This is a genomic window from Desulfosporosinus acidiphilus SJ4 (genome assembly GCF_000255115.2).
Lineage (GTDB): Bacteria > Bacillota > Desulfitobacteriia > Desulfitobacteriales > Desulfitobacteriaceae > Desulfosporosinus > Desulfosporosinus acidiphilus.
In genome coordinates this window covers 306,309-331,286 of record NC_018068.1, presented here as the reverse complement: position 1 = coordinate 331,286, position 24,978 = coordinate 306,309, and the positions used below count along the sequence as shown (strand labels likewise).

Sequence of the window (24,978 nt, the reverse complement as noted above, 5' to 3'; positions counted from 1 at the left end):
TCGTGACATACTCCCACCACCTTCGCTCGCGCTCAGAGGCGGGGGCTTCTTGGGACATACCGGCTAACGCCCGTATAATTACCAAGCTATCCCCGTTTGCCCTACGGTTCCGGCTTCCATGCCAATTTACGAATCCAAAAGGCAGACCGCTCTACAAATCGTTTCCGGCATAGGAAAGGTTAAAACTCTTATTAATCAGGGGAAAATCCGGGACGATATTTCCCTTAACAGCATGGCAGAGAGCAGGCCAGTTGCAGAAGGAAGGAGTTCTGATTTTATAGCGGTAAATAGTATTATTCTCTCCTGTCATTAACCAGTGAATATTTTCTCCCCGCGGTGCTTCAGTTAAGCCGAAGGCAAAGCGATAGGGTTTAACTTCCGCGATCGGTTCGCAAACCTTCCCCTCCGGCATCCCTTCAAGAACCTGAATCATTAAGCTTATCGATTCAAAGCACTCTTCAATTTTAGTATTCATCCTGCAGTTGATGTCACCATTGTTGTGCTCAGGAACATTAAATTCCAGGTTCGCATAAGCCGCATAAGGAAATGCTTTGCGAACATCGTAGCGAATTCCTGACGCCCTCCCTCCCGGGCCTACAGCATTCAAATCCACCGCTATTTTTGTCTCCAGGATACCTGTATTTTCTACCCTATCGATAAACATGCTGTTCGATTTAATAATGTTCACGGTGTCTTCAAGTTCGGTACGAATTTTCAACAGCAGTTCAATCTGCTTAGCTTCCTTACCGGAGACAAAGTCCTTGCGGACTCCGCCTAATTTATTGACACTTCGTAAAAAACGCATACCACAGAGTTCATCGGCAATTAAATAAGCCCAGCCTCTCATCATTTGAAACTGAAAGTTGGCAAAACCATACCCTGTGTCGAGACAAATTCCTCCAAGGTCGCCTAAGTGACTGGTGAGTCTCTCCAGTTCGGCAAAAAGAACTCTGGTATATGCTGCTCTGACAGGAATTTTCATCTCTGCAATTTTTTCAATCGCTTGACAATAGGCTAAGGAATTAGCAAAGGTCTCATCCCCGGAGACCCGTTCGGCAATATACAGGCACTTTTCAATGCTTTGACTTTCCGCCAATTTTTCAATTCCCTTATGAACGAAATACAATTGTGCTTCAAGGTTGATGACCGGTTCACCCGCAACACTGAACCGGAAGTGCCCCGGTTCGATAATCCCGGCGTGAACCGGGCCAACAGGAATCTCAAAAACCCCTTCACCTTCTACTTCTTGAAAACGGATTTTTTCCTGAGCAAATGCGGGTTTTTGCCCGACAGCAAAATCCTTGCGCAGAGGATAAGCTCCTTGGGGCCAATTGCTATGAAATACCAATCGTTTACCGTCGGGATGCCCAACCGGCACAATTCCGAACAAGTCCTGAATTTCCCGTTCATAACCTGAAGCAGCGTGAACCTGATTGCTGATAGAGGGAATCTCCATGGTTTCGGGGTCTACTTTCGTTTTAATAACCAGGAGCATTCCTTCTTCTCGAGCCGCAAAGACATAATTAACAGCATAACCCGCTTGGAAATTTTGCTCGTCATTAGCAAACATTAAGACGAGTGGATAGCCGATTTCTTGAATATAGCTGCAAATCTCTTTGATCCTTTCAAGAGGCACTTCCAGATAATACGTATTATCTGGTTTCGGTGCAGACTTATCGTCACGATTGCTGGAACCGGCATCTTTCAAATTTTCTTCATAGGGCTCCGAAGCGGCCCGGAAATTATTAGTTGAACTTTTCGTTCTCGGCGGAAAGGCTGTCTCTGAAAATTCTTGGCCTGAAAATACCTTGAGAGAAAATTCCCCCTCAAGATTCTCTATTAAGTTTAACATCGTCACCCTTCGTGCCCCTCCTATTTCTGTATTCCACCGGCTATTCTTTTGAGAGTTTATCCAGTTTTTAAAACCCCCGCTTTTATAAGTAAGGGATGGTCCTTCGTTAAACTTCAGATGGGTACAGTCCCCATCTGAAGCCCCGATGTTGAGCTTTAGCTGAACGAGTTCACTGTCATAAGCTTATGTTCCAAGAATGATACCTTGCGCCCTCGTAATAAGTTCTTTTATATCTCCAGGCATATAAAGACCGCTTATAGCAATCCCAACTAAAAGTATCACCAGGCATACGGTCCCCGGAAGGTTTAATTCACCGGCCTTCAAGTCCTGATCGCTTGGTGCACCGTAAAAGATCTTCAGTAAAGTCACGGCAATTCCGGCAAATACGGCTGCCAAAAGTAAAACAAAGATTACCCCAACCCATTTATAGGGCCCAGTAAATAGGGCAACAACAATACTAAACTCGCTGGCGAAGACGCTGAAGGGCGGAGTACCGGCAATGGCAAACAAACCAAGCAGGAAGACCGTTCCCGTTACAGGCATTATTTTCAAGACTCCCTTCAGCTTGGAAATCTGTTTCGTTTCATATTTTTGCATAATATTACCCGAGGAGAAAAACAACATCGATTTGGTCAGAGAGTGGTTGATCATATGCATGAGCCCTCCGAAGACGGACAGAGGAGAGTATAGACCCATGGCAACAACAATAATTCCCATGTGTTCAATACTCGAGTAGGCCAAGAGCCTTTTATAGTCTTTTTGGGTTAGAATGAAGACGGCGGCAGTGGCAATAGATAAAATTCCAATGCCCATGAGAAGTCTTCCGGTAAAGCTGCTGCCTCCCTGATTATGATTTACAATAACTGCCGCACGAATAATTCCATACAAGGCTGTGTTCAGCAGGACCCCGGAGAGCATGGCACTGATTGGGGAAGGGGCTTGGCTGTGAGCATCAGGAAGCCAGTTATGCATCGGAGCAAGACCCGCCTTCGTTCCAAAACCAACCAGAATAAAAATAAAGGCCAGTCGCAAAACAGAACTTTGCAGGAAAGGTGCCTTAGCATATAAAGCGGTCCAATCTAAAAATGAGCTGCTGTTTAAAACACCGGCTGAGGAGAGATGAAGCAAAATGATGCCAAGCAAGGCAATGGCAATTCCTACCGAGCAGAGAATCACATACTTCCAGGCAGCTTCCAAAGCGTGTTTATCATTATAAAACCCTACCAGAAATGCTGAAGACAAGGTTGTAGCCTCAATGGCAATCCACATCAAACCCATATTTTTCACGGTTAAAGCAAGCACCATGGTAAAAATAAACGTATACATCAGACTGTAATAGAGGCCCAGTCTTTCTTTTTTAAGCTTACCTTGCTTAATTTCCTCCTCTAAATAGCCAATGGAAACAATGGCCGCCATAAAACTAATGATCAGGACAATGTCCAGAACAATCATGCTTAAAGCATCAACATAGAAGAAGCTGCCGAAGGAAGCGTATTGGACACTGCCATGAAGCAGCACTTCGCGATTCAAGCTTGAGGCCGAAATCAGCAGCAAACTTGATGCTCCAACGCTTATGGCATGCCGGAATCGGCTCTGCTTGATGATTAATAGCAACAGGGCTGCAATGACAGGGACGGTCAGGAGTAAAATGCCCATCTTCGTATCTTATCCTTTCAAGTTATTCAGTTGATCTGTATCAATGGAATCGAACTTTTCATTGATGCGAAACGTCATCACACCCATAATCAGCACAAACGTAAGAAGGTCAATAAATATCCCCACGTCAACGATAAATGGCATGCCTTGAGTTGAGAACATAGCGGTGATATAGAGACCGTTTTCAATGACCAAAAAGCCTATGATCTGACCGATGGCTTTTTTACGGCTGATCATAAACAACAGACCAATCCAAATCACAGAGACCGAGTTGACAAGCTGTATGTTAAGAGCATTTTGGCTTATCCCGTCAACCCCCGTCAAAGTGAAGTAGGTAAACACAACAAGTCCGCTGCACAGCAAGACTAGAATAGGAATATTTAAAATAAAGTCTTTTTCAACTTTGTATCGGACATTGGCGTAAGTTTTGCTCAAAGCGTTGGGAATATATAAGACTTTAAGGATAAAGATCAGCAAACATACTGCCACAAAATCCCAACGCCCCTCGCTCAGCAAACTTTGGATCCCCATAATCCCGGCGGCCAGTGCTATCAGGAACGACTGAATCCTGAAGGTTTTAATATAGGAATTGATTCTTTTATTCGCCGTTAGAACAAAGGAAGACAATAATATCAGGCCCGATAAGGTTTCCAGAAGATTAGAACTAACTGCAAAACTAGACATGCTTACCTCCCAGGATCAAAAACTGTAAAACGCCTAAAAATGCAAGAATAAACGATAAGGCCGCCAGATTAGGAATACTGAAAAGCTTTAATTTTACCGTATTGACCTCAATAATTCCCAAGAGCAAAGCCAGCAGAATGACCTTTAGCAAATAAATAAGAAGCGAAAGGATCAGACCGCCAAAACCTATGAGACCAATCAGCTGATCTTGAGGAATTAAAATGTTCACAAACAAGGTCATAAAAACAAGTTGCTTTACCGCAGCACCGTATTCCAGCAAAGCCAAATGTCTCCCGGAATACTCCAGAATCATGGCCTCATGAACCATGGTTAATTCCAGATGGGTTGCCGGATCATCAACGGGTATGCGGCAAGTCTCCGCCAGGATGATAATTAACAAGGCCAGGCCAACCATGATATACACCGGATGGGCTAAGGGGATACCAACGGTCTGCACTGTTTCCATGATCTGAGGCAGCGATGTTGATTGGGAAATAAGGGCAACGGTAAACATAGAAACGAGGATAGACGGTTCAAAGAGCGAAGAAATCAGGGCCTCCCTGCTGCTCCCCATTCCGCCAAACGTACTTGCCGTGTCTAAAGCCGCAATCATCAGGAAAAATCTGCCAAGAGCCAGGATGGAAACAAGCATAAGGAAGTCACCCGGGATTTGAGGCGGCAGAATCTTCGTCGATACGGGAACAAGTAAAGCAGCGGCTAAAGCTGTGGCAAAGACAATATAGGGAGTTACTTTAAAAACCCATGAAGATACATCCGAGACGACAGCTTTCTTTTTAATAAGCTTGTGCAAATCAAAATACATCTGAAAAACTGAAGCACCTTTTCTTTTCTGGCTCAAAGCCTTAACCTTTTTGATGACTCCGTTCACGAAAGGCGCGGCTAGTAGAATAACCAATAATTGAACCAAGAGGTAAACGATACTGTTCATTGCGCAATCTCCCCTCTCTTTCCCGGCGAACCGTAATTCTTAAGCAATACGGTTATATAGCATTAACAACAAGACCAGCGCAAAAATATAGAAGAGATAGTTATGAATGCTGCCGGTCTGAACTCTAAACTTTGTTCTCTTGGAAAACTTGAGAAGTGCCCGATATAGAGGCTCATAAAGGTAATCTTCAAAAATTGAAGTAACCGTCGTGGAATACATGATCGATTCCGGATGATACTGCGAATCTCCTTCACTTATAGTTTTTCGAATCGGTCTGAATAATGCCCTAAAGACGATCATAATCGGTTTAGAAAAGCCCGTAGCACTATATTGCATCCGTGAATTCAAAGCCTCAAAACCACAATCCCAAGTCCCATATCGACCTTCGCTGTATTTTCCGCCAACAATTCTAATCACGATCAGTGCAAGCAGAATGATGGCACCTAAAGCGAGGATAAAAACAAAGGGGGATATGCTGTTTACTGAAATTGTTAAGGGGTAATAGGCCAGCAAAAACCCTCCCCGCAGCTGACCGTAGATGGAACCGCCGCCTAAACTGAAAATGACCTTGTCCAAAAGCTTAATCATCGTTAAAGGAAAAAGGCCAATGCCCAGGCAGAGGGCAGCGAGTATCCCCATCCCTATCGTCATCGTTGCCGGAACATCTTGGGCTTTGGCTGCTTGCTCAGTTCTGGGCGAACCTAAAAAAGATATGCCGAAAAGTTTCACAAAGGCAGCCGCAGCTAGAGCCCCTGTCAGAGCAAGTGCTGCGACAGCTAAAACAGCTAAGAAATTCAGTCCGATATGTTCAGGTAGAATAGTGGCAAACAGGGACTGATAGGTAAGCCATTCACTGACAAAACCATTAAAAGGAACGATGGCCGATATTGCCAGAGAAAAACAAAGAACAAACAAGGCCGTAAGAGGCATTGTTTTAATGAGGCCGCCTAAATCTTCAATATTTTTAGTATGGGTTGCGTATTGAATAGCTCCTGCACCGAGAAACAGACCGCCTTTAAATAACGTATGGTTGAAGGTATGCAAAAGAGCAGCCGTCAGAGCTAACCCGCCGACAATTTGATGATGCAGGGCAAAGGCAATAAAAGAAACACCTAAGCCAATCAGGATAATCCCGATATTTTCCACACTGCAAAAGGCCAAAAGGCGCTTAATGTTATGCTCCATCGAAGTATAGGCAACGCCGAGAACAGCAGACAGAATGCCAAGAATTAAGATCACAATCCCCCACCAGGTATTCTGGATGCCCAGATAACAAAGTACAAAACGAACCAGTCCATAAATTGCTGTCTTAATCATGATGCCCGACATTAGTGCCGAAACATTGCTGGGTGCCGCAGGGTGGGCGTGAGGCAGCCAAATGTGCAGAGGTATAATACCGGCCTTCGTTCCAAAACCGATCAAGAAGAGTACAAACACAATATTTTTGGCCATCCCAGGAACAGCCAAAGTGTTGGCACTTAAAGCAAAGGACTTTGTATAACTATATATGATAATAAACCCAATGAGGAGCAGTGCTGTGGCTATGTGGGTCATGACAATGTACAGGGTTCCTGCTTTTGTGTTTTCCTCTTTCTCTGACTCGAAAACCACCAAAAAGTAGGAAAGCAAAGACATGGCTTCCCAAGATATATAGAAGAATACTGTATTGGCTGAAGTCAGGACACAAATCATCGAGAGAATAAACGTTGTATACAAGAAATTAAATAGTCCTATATTTCTTTTCCCCTTGTATTGTGAAAGATAGCCGATAGAATATATGGATACACAGAATACCAGGACAGATAGGGCTAAGACAAAGAACGCCGACAGGTTGTCGAGGTTCATATCTAGAGTCATAAACGGGATGACAGATGGTATGCTAAGAAGTTTAAGTGAATTCGCTAACAATAGAATTTTAGCAAGGGATGCGGCTGCTCCAAGACCGGAAGCAACAATACAGATGCCATTAATGATCATGCTGATGATATTGCCCGCACTGCCGTTTTTTTGTCGTTTGCTGAAGAGATTAACGATAGCCAAAGCAGCACCCAAGACATAAAGTGAAATGGACGTCACTAACAAATTACGCAGAAATAACTCCATGAATAATTAGACCTCCAAAAATTTGCAGATTTTCCTCTAGGACTTTAGCAAATTCCCTTCCAAAAATTTTCCCAGATGTCTTCAAAATGGATCGTAACATTTTCAGCTTGATAGATAATGATGCTTGATAAGATTCCATGAATCATGGCCATATAAGAAATAGCCACCGTTTCCGGATCTTGATTGCGAATAATCCCCTCCTTCATATAGGCACAGATAATATCTTTGACCATTTGGAATCGTTCCTCAGATAAAACGTGTATTTTGGCGATCAACGTTTGAGTAAAAGCTTTTGGCGGAAACAGTAACAGCCTTTTCCAAAAATACAATTTAGCTTGTGATTTGTCATAATAATTCAAAGTCATAGAAAACAGAGTTTTTAGATCTCTATAATGCTCATTAATTTCAAAAAAATATTGATTGATCTCTTGATCAATCACCGCATACAGCAGCTCTTCTTTACTGGCAAAATGAGCATATATCGAGGCCTTTTGTATTCCAACTTCACTTGCCACTTCGCTAAGGGAAAAACCGTTCCCTTTATAAGCAAACAATTTAAAGGCGGAATCCATAAGTTTTTTCTTTGTTTCCATTGCAGCAACACTCCTGACTCATTGCCTACCAAACGTTAGGTAGCCAAGCGAATTATAGTACACGGTGTCTAATCCGTCAATAAATTGACGATTAATTATGCTAATACATAATTCATGTCAACACAGTAAACTCGTTCAGCTAAAGCGGAACCTCGGGGCTTCGGTGACGAAAGTTTCCTGTGGACAGTTTCGCCGAAGGCGCCTAGCCAATAACAAATGCTATCGCGCTGAAGGATGGACTCTACCCCCACTCCCTCACAACATTCTTTCTTTGATTTCGGGGAATAGAAAAATTGTCTGATCGTTATTATGACCCCCTATAGTTTTGTGATAAACTAGTTAAAAAATCAATTATACGGGGAGGCCTATCTATGTCACTACCTATGTATTTAAAGTTCTTAGAAAGCAATGATCCGGACTTTGCTCAAGCCATCGAAAAGGTTTTTGCCTCTGCCATGACACCGGGAGCTTTAGATCAAAAGACTAAACTGTTGATTGCCCTCGCATTAGATGCCGCTCACGGGGCCGGTCAAGGAGTGACATCGATTGCCAATCAATTAAGGGCCCAAGGTACCAGCGATGCGGAAATTGCTGAGGCTCTGCGAATTGCCTACTTCGCTTTTGGCAATTCTATATTGACAACATCCTCAGCCGCCTTTGCTAAGAAAGATTCCTAAATCTCACTATCCTTTGGCTTCAATGACACTCCGCCATCCTAAGACCCCCTAATACCTTGCCGTATTAGGGGGTTTCGACTGCAACAACGCTTGAACTAAAGAAAACTTAGCTGGCACCAAGCCTCAGGCGCAGGCGGCTGCCTAGTTAATCATAAATAATTTTAAATTCTTAGTTGCTTAAAGAGGCAACTTTAGTTTAGTATTGAGCTTATTAACCGAGCATAATAATCTTGACCAAAAGGGAGGTTTAAAACTTTGAAGGACTTTCTAAGCTCAATTCAGCAAAACGTTTTATTATATGATGGCTCTAAAGGAGTTATGCTGCAAAGAAAAGGTCTAAGCGGACATGAAGCTTCCGAAGCCTGGAATTTGTCTCATCCGGAGATTGTAAGAAATCTCTATGTTGAATACCGGCAAGCCGGTTCAGACATAATCCAGACAAATACTTTTCCCGGCAACAAAATCACCCTGGACAAGCATGGTCTCGGGGACAAAACATACGAACTTGTGGCAGCAGGTGTGAAATTAGCGCGTGAAGCAGCAGGTGAAGACACCATGATTGCCGCTTCCTTGGGACCTACAGGTACAATTTTAGAACCTTCCGGTGATTTAAGCTTTGAAGAAGCCTACGATGTTTTTCACGAAACTCTAAAGGCTGTCGAGGCAGCCGGTGCCGATCTTGTAAACTTTGAGACCTTTATCGATTTAAATGAATTAAGAGCCGCTGTCTTAGCTGCCAAAGAAACGACAAAGCTTCCGATTATTGCTTCGGCAACCTTTGAATCTAATGGCAGGACAACCTTCGGTAATTCTCCGGAATCTTGTGCTATCGCCTGTCAGTCCCTTGGCGCTGCAATGGTGGGGGCAAATTGTTCAGGCGGTCCGGATAGTTTGATCGAACCTATCAAAAAAATGTATACCGTTGCCTCCGTTCCTCTTTGCGTCAAACCAAATGCCGGCATGCCTGAGCTCCTTAATGGGGAAATCATTTATCGTCAAACCCCGGAACAATTTAGTTCTTATACTAAAGAATTCGTGGAAAACGGCGTCCGGTTGATTGGCGGATGTTGCGGGACCAGTCCTGAATTTATTCGTGAATTGAAGAAGGCGCTTACAGGACTTGAAATTCCAGAAATACATTTGCAATCCACACCAACTCTTGCCTCGGCCTTTAACCATCTTGTACTTTCTCCCAACCAGGAACACTCCGTAAAAAGACTGTCACAAGATGCTATGACTTCTTTAATCGATGGGAACTTTTCCAGCCTAGCCCGAGAGTGCCGAACCGATGCTTTTGATTACTTACTGTTGGATTTTGGCAATATCGCAGAAACCTTTTTTGATGTTATCGATTTTGCGGGTCAATTTGGCTTAACGATTAGAAAACCGGTTGTGCTTAAAGCTGAGTCGCCAGAAATCATTGAACAATTCCTAAGATATTATCCCGGCAGGGCCGGAGTTGTTGTGTCGGAAAATTCCAAGCTCTCAATTTCTCGATTAGAGCACTATGGTGCATTTATCGTCAATGGTGATTCCGATCCCTTTTTGGGTCAATGATCAATATTTAATACGATTTTCCTTTAACCCGCTAAAGAGTAAATTGCCCCCCTTGAGAAGTTGTCTAACTTACCAAGGGGGGCGATTTACCTTAAGTACTGTTGTAAGTTCAATTATATTTCTTGAATTAGTACTTTGATCCGATAAAACGATTACTTCAATAATCCTAGAAGAGGTTTATTCAATAAAGGTAGCCATTACCCCCTGTATAAACCCTCTGATATCATCTAAGTTTTCTTGAAGAATCCTGTAAATTTCATTATCATCAACCTCTTGATACAAGTGAACGATACGATTGCGGAATTTCACCATCTGCACAAGAGAGAGCTCTTTATCTTTATTGAGTACCCCATGCTTTACTAATAACTTAACTACGTCAACAGATGTACCTGGAATTCCCCAACGTTCTCTGGCAACCACATGATTAGAAATGTCTATTAAAGCCTCAATACAAACTTGGAGGTTATACTTGGCCGCATCAACGAATTGAAAATTTGCTAAAAACTCCTGGCGTTCCATCAGTCTCAGAGTTTCTAAATTACGTAGCTTAAGATCAATAAATGTAAGTTTTCGCTGCAAAATATCTTTATCCACCATGACTATATTCCTCCTTAAGAGACAACCCATAATCTCGGGCGAATATAGCATATTTAACTGCATAGTCCGGATAAGTCTTTAAAACATATTCAATAAAATCACTGTGTTTTACGTAGTCTCCTTCGTAGACAAGTACTCCCTCTTGAAGAGCACGAAACTGCAGAGCGATTGGTGCACGGTTCAAATTTACCAAATCAATGCGATCATGACCAACAGAAAGGCTTATGGCTCCATCAAGCTCTAGTTCTTCAGAAAGAGTTACCGGATGAGTAAAGACAACTCCCAAATCTATATCGCTCTGGGGTTGTTCAAATTCAGTCCCAAAAGATCCGAACAAATAAACAGCTGCAATTTCAGTTCGGGTTCGGAAAAATCTCTCCCAGGATTGAAGTTCCGCAGGCACTTTTCGCATAGACGTCACCTCCCAGTCCATTATATCATGCTATATACACCCGGAGAAGGAATATGTAAATTTTTCCCTATCCTTTGTCCCTGATCTCAGGGATCTCAAATTTCAGATTAAGAAAGTTTGTCTACTTTTCAAAATGAAAATGCTCCGCAACAAATTCTTTGAACCTTTTAGCTGCCGGAGAAAGGTAACGTCCCTCAATCCAGGCCATTCCAATTACCCGCTGACATTTAGGCTCTGAGATATGGATTTGAGATATTCCGCTCATTTCCAGAACTCTAACCTTGGGAATAAGGGCTATCCCCAGTTTGGCCGCTACTAATCCCGTGATGGTTCCGACTTCTTCACCCTCAAACGTAACCTTCGGCATAATCCCTGCTTCCTGAAAAAGCCGGTCAATGATCTCGCCTAAGGATAATTCCTTTTTATAGGCAATGAAGGGCTCCTCCGCTAAGTCAGCAAGTTTGACTGTTCTGCGCCGGGCAAGGGGATGTTCATGAGGAACGATAAGAATAATCTCTTCGATAAACAGCTTAATCCAATGAATAGTTTCCCGAGCCAAAGGCTGTGAACAAAAGCAGAAATCAATCTCCCCTGCTTCTAATTGATCTAAAACTTGATGGGTTACATTTTGATAAAGCATAAATTGTATCTCCGGGAAGTTCTTGCGAAATGTCCCCAGTAAGTCAGGAACAAGATTTGATCCTTGAGAATGAATAAATCCCAAAGAAACACTCCCCTTGAAGGGATCTAGCAAATTCTGGATTTCCTGCTGCCCTAGCGTAATTTCCTGGATGGCACGGTTCACCCGATTGAGAAAGATCTTGCCATAACTATTGAGGACAACTGTACGCCCCTGCCGCTCGAATAAAGGAACTCCCAATTCTTCTTCCAACCTGGCAATGGAGCGGCTTAGTGCCGGTTGGGAAATAGCCAAGGTCTCTGAGGCTTTTGTAAAATGCTGCAGTTCAGCAACCGCCTGAAAATACTGCAATTGAGTCCATTCCATGTGAGTTAACTCTCCTAGTCTGCTTATTCTGCTCCTGCCTTTGCATTACTTCTTCTTGTGTTTGAAGTGACCGCTCTAAATTCCATTACATACATGCATTGATTTTATGCAAATTATAAATTAGACGTTATAAGGTGTCAAGGTGTACGATATAACCGAAGTAATTATTGGGGTGAACTCACATGAACGAAACGTCTTATATCCAAAAAGGAACAAAAAAGTTCCGCAAAACAACAATAGCTATGTTTTTCGGTGGTTTTAATACCTTTGCCATTATGTATAGTACACAGCCTTTGTTGCCCGTATTTTCCAACCAATTTCATATCTCGCCGGCTGTTGCGAGCTTATCCCTTTCTTTAACAACACTGGCCTTGGCGATTAGTATGCTGTTCGTAGGCTCCTTGTCAGAAGTTAAGGGACGTAAGCCGATGATGATTTTTTCGCAGGTCTCTGCTTCAGTTTTGGCGATTTCAACTGCTTTTGTTCCTAATTATCATGTCCTTCTTCTATTTCGCGTTCTTCAAGGGATTGCTCTGGCGGGTCTGCCCGCGGTGGCCATGGCTTATCTCAGTGAAGAGATCGAACGCAGGGACTTAGGAGTTGCCATGGGACTCTACGTCAGTGGTGTCTCCATTGGGGGCATGAGCGGCAGGATAATTATTGGAGTTCTTACGGATTTTTTCAATTGGCGGGTCGCTCTCGGGACCGTTGGAGTTTTAAGTGTTCTGGCAAGTCTGCTCTTTGCCTACCTCTTACCTCCTTCAGAACATTTTCAACCCCGCCCGCTGGAAATTAAAAACTTAACAATATCGATGATCAATCATTTGAAAGACCCCAGCCTTCTTTGCTTATATGGAATTGCCTTTTTTATTCTAGGAAGTTTTGTGACACTCTATAACTATATTGGCTTTCAATTAATGGCTCCCCCCTATTCCTTGAGTCAAACAATCGTCGGCTTCATTTTCGTTTTGTATATCGTCGGCACCTTCAGCTCCACTTGGATGGGCCGTCAAGCAGATATACACGGTCGGAACAAAATGCTCTGGATTGGTTTACTTTTAATGGCTTTAGGGGCTTATCTGACACTGCAATCATCTCTGTTCATTAAGATCTTAGGAATTGCCCTTCTTACCTTTGGCTTTTTCGGCAGTCATTCTATTGCCAGCAGCTGGGTTGGTCGCCAAGCACTTCAAGACAAGGCCCAAGCCTCATCACTCTATCTCTTCTTCTATTATGCCGGTTCGAGTACCGGAGGAACCGTCGGCGGCACCTTCTGGCAAACATTAGGCTGGGGTGGAGTAATAAATTTGATTCTAGGTTTTGTGACTTGTGCCTTCCTGCTTTCTCTTTATCTGAACCACGTAGCTTCCAAAAATCTTCAGCCTAAGACAACTCTTACTCCCAGGAAGCAAACGGTTCATGTCTAGTGAACGGGAACCACTCCCTCTTACAAGACGTGGGGGTCTCACGATTGGATATAAAATTTACTAGAGGAAAGTATACAATCGAAGGTTTATTATACTTTCTGAATACAGGAACTGTGAAAAACTTTACTCAAAAACGAAAGTGGGTTCAAATAGCCAAAGGCGTTATCACTAAAGCGGAGTGATAACGCCTTTATTTAATGATTAGGCAAGCTAAAGCAGGGATTCAATGAGGAGGCCAACAAGTTTTTGGTGCATCCCCTGGATTAATGCTATTTACGAAGCGGCGAATCAATTTTTTCCTTGATCTTTTCCGCTTTCCGAACAAACTTCGGCCTTAAATCAAAAAGGTTCAGGGCTCTTAAGAGCGGTATTTTCCTCAGTTCCTGTAAATCCATCCTTAACGAAGCTCCTTACTCGCTAAATAATTCAGCAATAGTTATGGCACTATAGCCGGTCATTAGTGATCCCGCTTTCGAATAATTTGCGCTAATTATAATTATTTGCTGCCACTCATTTCAATTTTCTAATAGGTAGTCCACACATTGATCCTCTTAGGCATATGATAGTCTAGATATTTATAATAAGGTGAGGATATTATGCTAGACATCGGCGTGCTTATAGTCATCATTTACAGTATTGTTGAGACCCTTGAGAAATTCGGGATGAACCAAAAAACAGTACATCTCCTTGCTATCCCACTTGGGCTTATGAGCAGCTTTTTATTTCTGCAGGGCAATTTTGAGCAGCTTGTTCTTCAAGGCTTGTTGATTGGGTTTGGATCTGCCGGGGTCTGTGACACATCCAACAACGTTTTAAATTGGGTGAAGTCCAAATTGCTTAATAGTTAAGCTGGTTATACCCGCTCTACACTACTACTCCTCAGACAGTAAAATATTAATTTCGATAACACTCACGGCAGTTACCCTCCCCGCTCAAATCTCAGCATAGATTTCCTTCAGCTTTAGCTTTAGCAGATAAATACCTATCTATTACAAAGATGGATACGAATTTTCGCTCCATCTATTTTTCCCATCAGTGATGCCCCTCAGCGGCACGGAGATCTGATAGTGCAAAAACGTCAGACCGTTAATAATAATAAAACAATCTGACATTAACATTTTAAAAATAATATTACGCTTAAGCATTAAATAGAGAAACGAGCAAAAAAATGCCCCTCACTAGGAGGGGCGTAAAGGAAGGACGACGGAAGAAAAGTAAGTATGTCAACCGCTTAGCGGCTAACCGTTGAATTATTACCTCGTAATGATTCATTACCTTTATCATAAATCACTTTTGTTATAGTTTTGTGAACTTTAATTAAACAATTTGTTAAACTTAAGAGATATCGAAAATTATTTCAAAAAAAGCCCCCTCATTTACGAGGGGTAAGATAGCTCGTGTGTTGTTAAACTTATAATACGTCATCAATGTTAGCTCACCATAAAGGTTGTGTAAAATATCTATTAAGCAAAGAAAGTTTTTCCTTCTAAAAATTAGAAACCCTATTTTATACCTTATTCAGCCTAAATATTTTTTCACAGCCGCAGCGGTACCGTATTTATCAGTACCCGACAGGAGAACTTCATTGGGGTGCCCCGTGGTAGATCCTCCCACAACAATCAACTGTGCAGCACTCATGGCATCCTTAGGAACGGAGTGATCATCCGGTCTTACGAATAAAGCACAATTTCCGTTCTTAACAGCAACATCGTAACCTGACCAAAAATCTTCTTTCGTATACAATAACACCGCTACGTTTAATCCCATGTCTGCACTCCCTTTCCATAAACCCGCATCGTTATTGACGTAATCTTGATCCACTAATATCCCTGCCAAAGAGACATTATTATTATATTGATAAATGTGGTTTGGGGCTACTTGACCGGCAGACCATGCATAGGTTTGAAAATACCTGTCAGCCTGAATCGTCTTCATCACCGAAAAGGACCCATAGATCCCCGTAAGATATTGCCCGCTTAATCCGTCCCGCACACCCCTGAAATAGTCTTGAATAACCGCCATATCTCCGGCTTGAGCATCGAAATCCACGGTAAAATAAATAGCTGTTCCACTGGGGACATTGAGAAATCCGGCCTCAGTAATGGCTTGTTTAGCATCAGCAACTCCCTTGTCATAGCTAAAATAGCCGGCACTGGTCGGATTAGACTCCCAAATAAGAAAGATCGCTAATCCGGCATCATGGACTACTTTAACCTCATCAGGAGTAAGCGATTTTGGCCAGCCTAGTGTATAACCCAAGTATCGCCCAATGGCTAAGTTCCCTAATTTTTTTAAGTTTTGCACCCCTGTCGTATCTAACCTTGCAACACAATCAATTCCATTCATTTTTCTTTCCTTTCTTTTTGAACTTTAATAATATAGGCTAAAGGCAAAACTTAATCTTAAACAAAAACCATTGCCTCTATATAGGCTATATGCAAAAGTAATTCTATATGTCACTCATGGACTAAGTTGACAAAGCGGACTTTGTTGATACTATTTTAATAGGAGATTTTCCTATAGATTTACTCCTCTCATTAAGCCTCTTTAATTTTAGTTCTATTTTTTAATCTAATTTTAATTTAAGTCAAATTGTCCTTGAAGTTTTTAAAGTTAGAATACAAACATAGTCGTTGCAGCGCTAAGGCATTTCACCAAAAGTTTTTGCCAAAAAGTATTCTAACTGAAAACAAGGAGGAATTTTCCAATGACTACCCTAGAGCAAGTAGAAAAACTATGTACCATGGCTAATATAAGCTACGAAGAGGCCAAAGCCGCCCTCGATGCAGCCAATGGAGATTTACTGGAAGCTATTATCTATCTCGAAAAGCAAGGAAAAATTACTGCACCTACCGGAGACGGTTATTACAGCAGCAAAAAGACCATTGATCCCAATGCCGAAGACACTCAAGACAATTATTGGGATAAGCACCACCATCATCATCATCATTGCCACGGCGGCAAAGGCTTTTTCTCAGTTCTGAAAAAAATCGGGGAATTTTGCTTTAAAATGATCCGCAAAGGCAATACCAATTTCGTTGAAGTGCTTAAGGGCGACGAAATTAAAGCCTCTTTTCCGGTCACGGTTCTGGCCTTGCTGTTAATCTTCGCCTTCTGGGTTACTATTCCGCTGATCATCATCGGGCTTTTCTTCGGTCTGCGTTATCGCTTCAAAGGATCCGATTTAGGCAGCGATACTGTGAATAAGGTCATGAAAAGTGCAGCGGAAGCAGCAGAACATCTTAAAAAATCCATCGATTTCGACTAAAAAAATGCGGAAATGAATGCGGAAATGGCGGGACTTTCTCATGGGTTCTAAAATATTGATTATAGAGGATGAAGAAAAAATTGCTCGCTTTATCGAGCTGGAACTTGGTTACGAAGGGTATCTAACCACTAAAGCTTTTGATGGCAGAACAGGGCTTGAACTCGCCGAATCCGGCGAGTTTGACCTCGTTTTGTTGGATGTCATGCTGCCTAAGTTAAGCGGTATGGAAGTGCTGCGGAGAATTCGACGCACCTCCTCAATTCCTGTCATTCTTCTGACTGCTCGGGACAGCGTCATGGATAAGGTTTTCGGCCTTGACAGCGGAGCGAGTGATTACATCACCAAACCCTTTGCCATTGAAGAGCTTCTGGCTAGAATCCGTACAGCCCTCAGGAAAACAATGACCGAAGATACAGAAGTGTTGTCTGCCTCCGGACTATTGCTGGACACCGGTCGTCATACGGTTACTATGATGGGTAAACCTATTGATCTGACCAAACGCGAATTTGACCTTTTGCACTATCTGCTTAAAAATAAAGGCATTGTCGTTTCGCGGGAAGCGATGATCGAAAATGTCTGGGGCTTCGATTTCACAGGCGAAACCAACGCCGTCGATGTCTACGTGCGTTTTCTGCGCGGTAAAATTGACGAGGTGTTCGATATCAAATTGATACATACCGTAAGGGGAGTGGGATATGTGATTAAGGATGAAAAGTGATCCCCTAAACAAATCCTCAAATTCGTCAAATGCCTCTGACTCTAAAAGTCTAAGTTCCAGAATACGGTTTTCTATTGTCTGGAAACTCAACATAAAATTATTCTTCCGTATGCTTGGACTCCTTTTAATCCTTGATCTGTTTTTATGCCTGCTGACAACTGCCGGCTGGATCATTCGAGCCGAACAAACTGTGACAGGAGCAGCTAAACTCCTCACCGAATCAGGTTTGCCTGCTCCGGAGGCGGAGCAGTGGCTCGCCCTCAACGATTGCAGTATAAATCTGCCAACCGGAGAATCTAAAGGGATTCCAATACCCGAACCTCTGCGAACCTACTTCTCCAAGCAAACTGTTTCCGGTCTAAGGAGCATCAGCTTGCCCAATTCTAAAGGATTAAACGGATTAGGACGGTTTTTAGGAATTACTTATAATGTGACCATCGATGCCGGCAATCGTTCTTATCTAATTTCCTTCCATCCTCAAGAAACCCTGCAGATCTTTATCGGCATATCAGCCATAGTATTAGTTCTGGAATTTTTAATGCTGTTGCGCAGCATTTTTACAGGTGCCAGGATAATCCGCACAACTCTTCGCCCGATTCAGGAATTGGCTGAAACAGCACGAGGCTTAAGTACTGAAGGTGTTTTTTCTCCTGAACAATTAGAAGTACTCGCCGGTAAATTGGACGATATCAATGCCACTCGTTTAGACACGAGAATCTCAGTGGGCGAAACGCAAAGTGAATTAAAGACCCTGGCTTCAGCCATCAACGGAATGCTGGACAGAATCAACGCCTCCTATCGGTCTCAAATACGCTTTGTATCCGATGCCTCCCATGAGTTAAGGACACCGATTTCCGTTATTCAAGGGTATGTCAATTTGTTAGATCGATGGGGGAAAAACGATGAAAAGACGCTGCAGGAATCTATCGATGCCATCAAAGATGAAACAGAGAATATGAAGAGCTTGGTAGAACAGCTTTTGTTTTTGGCTCGAGGAGACAACAACTCCATGGCTCTGCAGATAGAACATTTTGAACTCTCTGCTCTGGCGGAAGAAGTACTGCGGGAAACTCGGATGATCGACGAAAATCACGATTATGGTTCCAAAATTTCGGCGGTATTTATTAACGCTGACAAAAGCCTTATCAAGCAAGCCATGCGTATACTAATTGATAATGCTATGAAATATACTCCCACGGGTAAACATATCACGCTTTCAGTTTCTAGTGCAGACGGTTTGGCCCGGCTTACCGTCCAAGATGAGGGCATTGGCATCGCCCCTGAGGCAGTTCCTAAAATCTTTGACCGCTTCTTCAGGGCTGATGAATCCCGTGCCCGGGCCACAGGAGGAACAGGGCTGGGGTTAGCTATTGCTAAATGGATAACCGAACGCCACGGTGGACACATGGAAGTGTTAAGCAGACTCGACATAGGCACCAGGATTTCCATTGTCCTTCCGGTTGCACTCAAAGAAAATCAAACCACACAAAAAGTTAAGTAAAGAAACATAGCCGGCGCTTCGCACGTATTAGCCCCTTCTTGCAGGATACAACCGAAGGTTACACTTTCCGCCCTGGAAAAAAATATTCCATTCACTAGTGATGCCGCTAAGCGGCATGGAAGTCTGATAGTGTAAAAAAGGAGAGATTTCTGTTTATGTACAGAGATCTCTCCTTTTTACTTAATCACCATATTAGGGCATATATATTCAGACAAAAAGCTGCGGCTAAACTGACTATTGACTTATCTGAGATAAAGTTGATTTATCCTGGCAGAATCAAATCAGAAATCGCGTTGATAGCATCACCCTTTGCGATGAACTTCCAGCTATCCCCTCTGCCCAAGTCCACTTTTTGACCGACTGCCTGAATTCTGCGTTCAATACAATAGCGGCAATCCTCAGGATGATCATCCCCGCAAATCTTGTTTTCATAAAGTGCGTACTTTTTTCTTACAGAAGTCGGGGTTATAATCGGCATCACTACATTAGCTCCCGCCTGCAAGGCCATCTCCCTGCCCAACGGATGCAGAGTACCCAAAGCCGTTGTGGCCGGAATAAGACTATCGGGAATCAGTAAGCGCGCCAAAGCCACCATGACTAAAGTGTCTTCCACAGTTCCACCCTTCTCCGTTCCTAATGGGGTTTCGCTATGGGGAATAAAGGGGCCGATCCCAATCATGTCCGGATGAAGTTTCTTTAAATATAGGAGGTCTTCGGCCAAGTCAGCGGAGGTCTGTCCTGGCAGCCCCACCATAAACCCGGCTCCCACCTGGTAGCCAATCTCTTTTAACGTATCCAAGCAAGCCCGACGTTCCTCAAAGCGCATGGTCGGATGCAGCCTTTCATACAATGCCTCCGAAGCCGTTTCGTGACGCATTAAAAAGCGATCGGCCCCCGAGGCAAAAAGACTTCGATAGATTTCTGCGTCCCGCTGACCAATGGATAAGGTAACTGCAATCTCTTGGTCATACCGGTTCTTAATCTGGCGAATCAAGTCAGTCAGGATCTCCTCTGTATACCATAGGTCCTCGCCGCTCTGTAGTACAAAGGTACGGTAGCCTAGTTCATATCCTTGATCGCAGCAAGCCAAGATATCCTGCGGAGTTAACCGGTAACGCTCCACTTTAGTATTAGAGGCCCGGATACCGCAGTACAGACAATCTTGCCGGCAAATATTTGAAAACTCGATCAGGCCTCTTAAATATACCTTATCGCCATAATATTTTTCTTTTGTTTTTAAGGCCTTGCTAAAAAGGTTTTCTCTATCCTCCGGGGTTATACTTTCTAGAAGAGCAATAATTTCTTCTTTAGTCAAATCATTCATTTGATAGGCTTTTTCCAGTAAATCCTGCTTCTTATTCACAATGTCACTTCCTTCAACCAGAATAGCCCGTAATTTTGAAACTCTAGACCTGCTCTGTTTAGAACGGCTTATAAATAATTGAAAAGTAACTATCTTCATGATAGAACTTTATAATCCAAAATTACTCATTCAACTCCGGACATTTCCCCATACTCTTCTTCTAAGGCCATTTTCGCAAGGGGGAATGGTTCCAAGGCTCTCGTCAGTAATCCCTGCACATAAGCGATCAGGATACCATAATTGACAATGGGTACGCCCAAAGCTTTAGCGCTGGCTACTCGGCTGAGCATGCCGGTTCTGTTCATCATACAAGCCCCGCAATGAACGATAAGGGCATATTTTTTGACATCCTCCGTAAAGGTCGCTCCGGAAGAGAATTCAAATTCGATTTGTTTGCCCGTTCTTTGACGTATCCAGCGGGGTATCTTCACGCTGCCGATATCATCGGATTGTCTGTGATGAGTACATCCTTCAGCGATCAGAACCCTATCCCCATCCTTCAGAAGGTCAATAGCCTTTGCCCCTCGGATAAATTCTGTTAAATCTCCTTTTTGGCGGGCAAACAAGATGGAAAAGGAGGTCATTAAGATATCCTTAGGCGTATCTGCTCCTACCTTTAAAAATACCTGAGAATCGGTAATGACGAGCTTGGGCTTTTTAGCCAAACCGTTTAAGGTCTCTCTCAGTTCGTATTCTTTGGTGACGATGGCCATGGCATCACTTTCCAAGATGTCACGAATTGTCTGCTGCTGCGGAAGAATCAGTCTCCCCTTGGGAGCCGCCTTATCAATAGGAGTTACCAACACAACGAAATCACCGGGATTGATCAAATCCCCAACCAGTTTAAAGGTATCTTCGTTTTCAGGGATCATCGAAGTAATGGCACTTATTAAGTCTTTGATTCCTTGTTTTTGCAGAGCGGATACAGCAACCACCGGGGTATTTAACTCTTCGTTAAGCTGAGTTGATAACTTAACAGGGTCTTTGTTTTCCAGGGTATCCAACTTATTGAGTACAACAATAATAGGCTTTTTCTTGTCCTTAAATTTTTTGAGGATCAAGCGATCCTCTTCCCCGATCCCCTTATTAATATCAACCACGAGGAGGGCAATATCGGTTTTATCAAGAACCTCTAAGGTCTTCTTAATCCTAAGCTCTCCTAATTCTCCCACATCATCCAGTCCGGCTGTATCGATGATGACACAAGGACCTAATGGTAAAATCTCCATCCCTTTGAACACAGGGTCCGTTGTCGTCCCTTCCACTTCGGAGACAATGGCGGTTTCCTGACCTGTCAGGGCATTGATTACACTGGATTTTCCTGCGTTTCTTTTTCCAAAGAGCGCCAAGTGCGCTCTGACTCCCCTCGGTGCATCATTTAAACTCATACCAATACCCCCGTTATCATAATCCTTGCTTTCCAGGTATGCCAGGTTTGGTAATTCCTAATGGATTTAGAATCTCATCAATTCTGGAATTCGGAAAGGTGGTCTCTTCCTGCATGACTTCACGTATGGATTTATTCTCTCTTAAGGCTTTACCGGCAAAGCAAGCGGCTTGATCGTAACCAATATGATGCACAAGGGCTGCAGCCATAACGGCAGACGTTTCAAGGGTTTCCCGACATTTATCCTTGTTTGCTTTTATACCCAGGATACATTTTTCCCGGAAGATAATGACTCCCTGATTCAGAAGTTCCAGGGATTCCAGCAAACATTCTGCGATCAGAGGCATAAAGGAATTAAGTTCTAATTGTCCGGCTGAAGCAGCCATGGTAATGGCATAATCATTAGCCATCACTCTCATTGCCACTTGACCGATCATTTCCGCTATGACTGGGTTCACTTTTCCCGGCATTAAAGTAGAACCGGCCTGCATTTGGGGGAGTTCTATTTCCCCCAAGCCGCCTTTAGGTCCCGAGGCTAACAGTCTCAGGTCATTGGAGATTTTTAATAAATTTGTGCTGCAGGCTTTAAGAAGCCCTGACACTTCGACAAAGACATCATTATTTTGGGTTATATCCATAGGAAAGTCAGAACGGGCCAGCCCTAAGCCGGTTAATTCCTGAATGGTATCGGTAATCCCGAAAATATAGTCCCAAGAAGCATTGAGGCCCGTGCCAATAGCGGTTCCCCCCAGATTGATCTGCCTTAACCGTTCTTCTCCCTTATAAACTCTCCAGCGGTCACGCTCTATACTCTTGGCATAGGCCCCAAATTCCTGTCCCATCATCATTGGGAGGGCATCCATTAATTCGGTTCTGCCGAGCTTCAGAACATCGCTGAATTCGTTTTCCTTTAGTTGCAAAGCCTCCTGAAGGTCTGCCAGGGAATAGCTGAGTGCCCGAAGTAAATGAATAGCAGCGATTCTTAAAGCCGTAGGATAAACGTCATTGGTGGATTGGGACATATTTACATCATTAAGTGGATGGACAAGCTCATAATTTCCCTTTTTGCCGCCAAGAATCTCGATGGCCCTATTGGCAACGACCTCATTGACATTCATATTTGTTGAGGTACCTGCTCCTCCTTGAAAGGCACTCAGGTCAAATTCCTGATCAAGTTTCCCGTCAATGACCTCATCACAAGCCTTGATAATAGCCTTGGCTTTGTCCGCAGGCAATTTCTTTAACCGTTGGTTGACTAGTGCTGAGGCCTTTTTGATCAGAGCGATTTCATGGATTAGTTTTAAATTGACGCTCTTAACACCTAACTTAAAGTTCTCTTGGGCGCGCTTAGTGTTGATCCCAAAATATTGATTTTCCGGGATCTCCCGTTCCCCGATAGCATCCTTTTCGATCCTAAAGCCCACATTATAACCCTCCAACGGACATCTATAGTCTCTCTTCTTGACTTATTGCCTTAAAATCTTAAATCCCTCTCCCCGGCTTCGATCCTCTTCAGTTTATCCTCGGCAGCCTTTCGAGCCGCTTCTTTGGGGATATCCTGAAGTCCTCTTTCAATAGCGCTGCGTCCTAATTCTTTTAATTCTTCATCTGCATAGTCAATCAGGAATTCTTGAAAGGTCAGTAAGGCATTGGGCAGACAAACATTATGAATTTGTCCGGCCTTTGCCAAAGCCATAAACCGGTCCCCGGTTCTCCCTTCCCGGTAACAAGCGGTACAGTAGCTAGGCATATAGCCGCTCAAACATAAACTTTTAATGACTTCCATAGGTGAGCGATGATCAGCGACTTCAAACTGGGGTTTCTCCTCGGTCTTATCAATGCCATGTTCTTTAGAGTAGGCTCCCACTCCTGTGCAAGACCCGGCACTGTACTGGGAGATCCCCAGAGCTAATACTTCTTCTCTAAAGCCGGCTTCTTCTCTGGTGGAAAGGATCATCCCGGTGTAAGGCACGGCCAGTCTTAAGACAGCAACAATCTTTTTGAAATCATCATCTGCCACAAGATAGGGAAGATCTTTAAGATTGACGCCTTCAGCCGCCCGCAATCTGGGCACAGAAATGGTGTGAGGCCCTACACCAAAGGCATCCTCAAGATGTTCAGCATGCATCAGCATAGCTATCGTTTCGTATTTATAATCATATAAGCCATATAAAACACCAATACCCACGTCCCCAATTCCAGCTTCCATAGCACGATCCATGGCTGTCGTGTGATAATTGTAATCATGCTTCGGACCCGTTGGATGCATTTTTTCATAAACTTCCTGGTTATATGTTTCCTGAAAGAGAGTATAGGTCCCTATTTCAGCATCTTTCAAACGTTTATAATTCTCGACGGTGGTAGCAGCCACATTAATATTAATTCTGCGAATGCTCCCATTGGCAAATTTCAAGGAATAGATCTTCTTTATTACCTCAAGGATATAATCCATGGAACAATTCACCGGGTCTTCTCCCGCTTCAAGGACAATTCGTTTGTGTCCTAAAGATTCCAGGACCCTTACTTCCTCTTCCAATTGTTCCATCGTTAATTTACTTCTTTTCAGATCTTTATTGCAGGCTTGATAACCGCAGTAGACACAGCCATTCACACAATAACTGCTGATATAAAGGGGTGCAAAAAGAACAATTCTTTTACCATAAATCGTCTCTTTAATCTCTTTGGCCGTCTTGAACATTTCATTCAAAATGTTCTCATCTTCGACATTAAGGAGTACGGCTGCTTCACGGTGGGATAAACCTTGACAGGTTTTAGCCTTAGCCAAAATTGACCTGACTAAATTCTGATCTTTCGCTTTTTCAGTTCCCTCACTTAATGTTGTTCTGATCTCTTCATCGTTAATAAAATCTTTTGCTAAATACTCTTTCAATGTTATTCCCCCCTATTTTTTGTCAAGGCTGATTTGACATTTACCCCTCTGATTTTCCCAAGTTTCCCCGTTAAGGCGCTGATTTCATCGGTGGTACCTTCGACAATCAAAGAGATAATGGCTATTCCCATCTCTTTACGCGGAACTCCCATCCGCCCGACAATAATACTCGCCAACTCATGGAGCGTTTCATTGACCTTATTGGCGCTTTCAAATTCTTCAATGACAATACCTACGACCCCTATTCTCTTCTCCATGCTTTCCTTCCCTCCAAATAAAGAAAAGCCTTCCCAAAAACGAGAAGGCTTCTCTGAAATCAGCATCAATTTACCCTTCTC

General features: G+C 43.2%; 23 protein-coding genes. 7 read left to right on the top strand and 16 right to left on the bottom strand.

Translation table 11 applies throughout. From position 1 onward, the window contains the following. Nucleotides 1–151: 151 nt before the first annotated feature. The 6 genes from DESACI_RS01600 to DESACI_RS01575 all read right to left on the bottom strand — a co-directional run bounded on the left by DESACI_RS01600 (nt 152) and on the right by DESACI_RS01575 (nt 7,837). On the bottom strand, nt 152–1,852 hold the full coding sequence (locus tag DESACI_RS01600; RefSeq protein WP_083845639.1) for a hydrogenase large subunit: 1,701 nt from the start codon (nt 1,850–1,852) through the stop codon (nt 152–154). Between the two features lie 183 nt (nt 1,853–2,035). Then, nucleotides 2,036–3,508: a hydrogenase 4 subunit F gene (locus tag DESACI_RS01595; RefSeq protein ID WP_014825411.1), complete on the bottom strand. Its 1,473-nt coding sequence runs from the start codon at nt 3,506–3,508 to the stop codon at nt 2,036–2,038. 9 nt (nt 3,509–3,517) lie between these two features. After that, complete coding sequence (locus DESACI_RS01590; RefSeq protein WP_014825410.1) at nt 3,518–4,192, bottom strand: hydrogenase; 675 nt, start codon at nt 4,190–4,192, stop codon at nt 3,518–3,520. Continuing rightward, nucleotides 4,185–5,141 (bottom strand): respiratory chain complex I subunit 1 family protein, encoded by a 957-nt coding sequence (locus tag DESACI_RS01585; protein ID WP_014825409.1) that lies wholly within the window; start codon nt 5,139–5,141, stop codon nt 4,185–4,187. Before DESACI_RS01585 ends, DESACI_RS01590 begins: the two co-directional genes overlap by 8 nt. 39 nt (nt 5,142–5,180) lie before the next feature. Then, nucleotides 5,181–7,244, bottom strand: a complete 2,064-nt coding sequence (locus DESACI_RS01580) for a proton-conducting transporter transmembrane domain-containing protein (protein ID WP_014825408.1) — start codon at nt 7,242–7,244, stop codon at nt 5,181–5,183. Between the two features lie 44 nt (nt 7,245–7,288). Then, a complete protein-coding gene (locus tag DESACI_RS01575; protein WP_014825407.1) occupies nt 7,289–7,837 on the bottom strand; it encodes a TetR/AcrR family transcriptional regulator in 549 nt (182 codons plus the stop codon). Nucleotides 7,838–8,208: 371 nt separating this feature from the next. On the opposite strand from DESACI_RS01575, the gene DESACI_RS01570 reads away from it, so the two are divergent. Together DESACI_RS01570 and DESACI_RS01565 are read left to right on the top strand one after the other, a co-directional pair. After that, nucleotides 8,209–8,514, top strand: coding sequence for a carboxymuconolactone decarboxylase family protein (locus DESACI_RS01570; RefSeq protein WP_014825406.1), 306 nt, complete (start codon nt 8,209–8,211; stop codon nt 8,512–8,514). A gap of 255 nt (nt 8,515–8,769) precedes the next feature. Further along, nucleotides 8,770–10,071: a homocysteine S-methyltransferase family protein gene (locus DESACI_RS01565; RefSeq protein WP_014825405.1), complete on the top strand. Its 1,302-nt coding sequence runs from the start codon at nt 8,770–8,772 to the stop codon at nt 10,069–10,071. Between the two features lie 177 nt (nt 10,072–10,248). Here DESACI_RS01565 and hepT read toward each other — a convergent pair whose 3' ends face one another. The 3 genes from hepT to DESACI_RS01550 form a co-directional block, all read right to left on the bottom strand. Beyond that, on the bottom strand, nt 10,249–10,668 hold the full coding sequence (gene hepT / locus DESACI_RS01560) for a type VII toxin-antitoxin system HepT family RNase toxin (protein WP_014825404.1): 420 nt from the start codon (nt 10,666–10,668) through the stop codon (nt 10,249–10,251). After that, nucleotides 10,658–11,080, bottom strand: coding sequence for a type VII toxin-antitoxin system MntA family adenylyltransferase antitoxin (gene mntA, locus DESACI_RS01555; RefSeq protein WP_014825403.1), 423 nt, complete (start codon nt 11,078–11,080; stop codon nt 10,658–10,660). Before mntA ends, hepT begins: the two co-directional genes overlap by 11 nt. Nucleotides 11,081–11,201: 121 nt before the next feature. Next, nucleotides 11,202–12,086, bottom strand: a complete 885-nt coding sequence (locus DESACI_RS01550) for a LysR family transcriptional regulator (RefSeq protein ID WP_014825402.1) — start codon at nt 12,084–12,086, stop codon at nt 11,202–11,204. 182 nt (nt 12,087–12,268) lie between these two features. Between DESACI_RS01550 and DESACI_RS01545 the strand changes: the two genes are divergently transcribed. Next, complete coding sequence (locus DESACI_RS01545) at nt 12,269–13,513, top strand: MFS transporter (protein ID WP_014825401.1); 1,245 nt, start codon at nt 12,269–12,271, stop codon at nt 13,511–13,513. A 269-nt stretch (nt 13,514–13,782) separates the two neighbouring features. Here the strand turns inward: DESACI_RS01545 and DESACI_RS25340 are convergent, their stop codons facing one another. Further along, nucleotides 13,783–13,908, bottom strand: coding sequence for a hypothetical protein (locus DESACI_RS25340; RefSeq protein WP_014825399.1), 126 nt, complete (start codon nt 13,906–13,908; stop codon nt 13,783–13,785). Nucleotides 13,909–14,109: 201 nt separating this feature from the next. Between DESACI_RS25340 and DESACI_RS01540 the strand changes: the two genes are divergently transcribed. Continuing rightward, on the top strand, nt 14,110–14,361 hold the full coding sequence (locus tag DESACI_RS01540; protein ID WP_014825398.1) for a hypothetical protein: 252 nt from the start codon (nt 14,110–14,112) through the stop codon (nt 14,359–14,361). A gap of 670 nt (nt 14,362–15,031) precedes the next feature. Here the strand turns inward: DESACI_RS01540 and DESACI_RS01535 are convergent. Beyond that, nucleotides 15,032–15,859: a DUF1906 domain-containing protein gene (locus tag DESACI_RS01535; protein WP_014825397.1), complete on the bottom strand. Its 828-nt coding sequence runs from the start codon at nt 15,857–15,859 to the stop codon at nt 15,032–15,034. Between the two features lie 361 nt (nt 15,860–16,220). Between DESACI_RS01535 and DESACI_RS01530 the strand changes: the two genes are divergently transcribed. Genes DESACI_RS01530 through DESACI_RS01520 form a run of 3 tightly spaced genes read left to right on the top strand, consistent with a single transcriptional unit; the run spans nt 16,221 to nt 19,000 of the window. Next, a complete protein-coding gene (locus DESACI_RS01530; RefSeq protein WP_014825396.1) occupies nt 16,221–16,781 on the top strand; it encodes a UBA domain-containing protein in 561 nt (186 codons plus the stop codon). Between the two features lie 40 nt (nt 16,782–16,821). Then, nucleotides 16,822–17,499: a response regulator transcription factor gene (locus tag DESACI_RS01525; RefSeq protein ID WP_014825395.1), complete on the top strand. Its 678-nt coding sequence runs from the start codon at nt 16,822–16,824 to the stop codon at nt 17,497–17,499. Beyond that, nucleotides 17,489–19,000, top strand: a complete 1,512-nt coding sequence (locus DESACI_RS01520) for a sensor histidine kinase (RefSeq protein ID WP_014825394.1) — start codon at nt 17,489–17,491, stop codon at nt 18,998–19,000. The genes DESACI_RS01525 and DESACI_RS01520 overlap by 11 nt, the downstream gene beginning before the upstream one ends. Before the next feature lie 262 nt (nt 19,001–19,262). Here the strand turns inward: DESACI_RS01520 and hydE are convergent, their stop codons facing one another. From hydE to DESACI_RS01495, 5 genes are read right to left on the bottom strand one after another with little or no spacing between them, the layout of a single operon-like run. After that, complete coding sequence (hydE, locus tag DESACI_RS01515; RefSeq protein WP_014825392.1) at nt 19,263–20,462, bottom strand: [FeFe] hydrogenase H-cluster radical SAM maturase HydE; 1,200 nt, start codon at nt 20,460–20,462, stop codon at nt 19,263–19,265. A gap of 26 nt (nt 20,463–20,488) precedes the next feature. Then, nucleotides 20,489–21,751: a [FeFe] hydrogenase H-cluster maturation GTPase HydF gene (hydF, locus tag DESACI_RS01510; protein ID WP_014825391.1), complete on the bottom strand. Its 1,263-nt coding sequence runs from the start codon at nt 21,749–21,751 to the stop codon at nt 20,489–20,491. A 16-nt stretch (nt 21,752–21,767) separates the two neighbouring features. Then, a complete protein-coding gene (locus tag DESACI_RS01505) occupies nt 21,768–23,174 on the bottom strand; it encodes an aspartate ammonia-lyase (protein WP_014825390.1) in 1,407 nt (468 codons plus the stop codon). A gap of 50 nt (nt 23,175–23,224) precedes the next feature. Next, nucleotides 23,225–24,640, bottom strand: a complete 1,416-nt coding sequence (gene hydG / locus DESACI_RS01500; RefSeq protein WP_014825389.1) for a [FeFe] hydrogenase H-cluster radical SAM maturase HydG — start codon at nt 24,638–24,640, stop codon at nt 23,225–23,227. A 2-nt stretch (nt 24,641–24,642) separates the two neighbouring features. After that, nucleotides 24,643–24,897, bottom strand: coding sequence for a TM1266 family iron-only hydrogenase system putative regulator (locus DESACI_RS01495; protein WP_041276199.1), 255 nt, complete (start codon nt 24,895–24,897; stop codon nt 24,643–24,645). Nucleotides 24,898–24,978 lie beyond the last annotated feature (81 nt).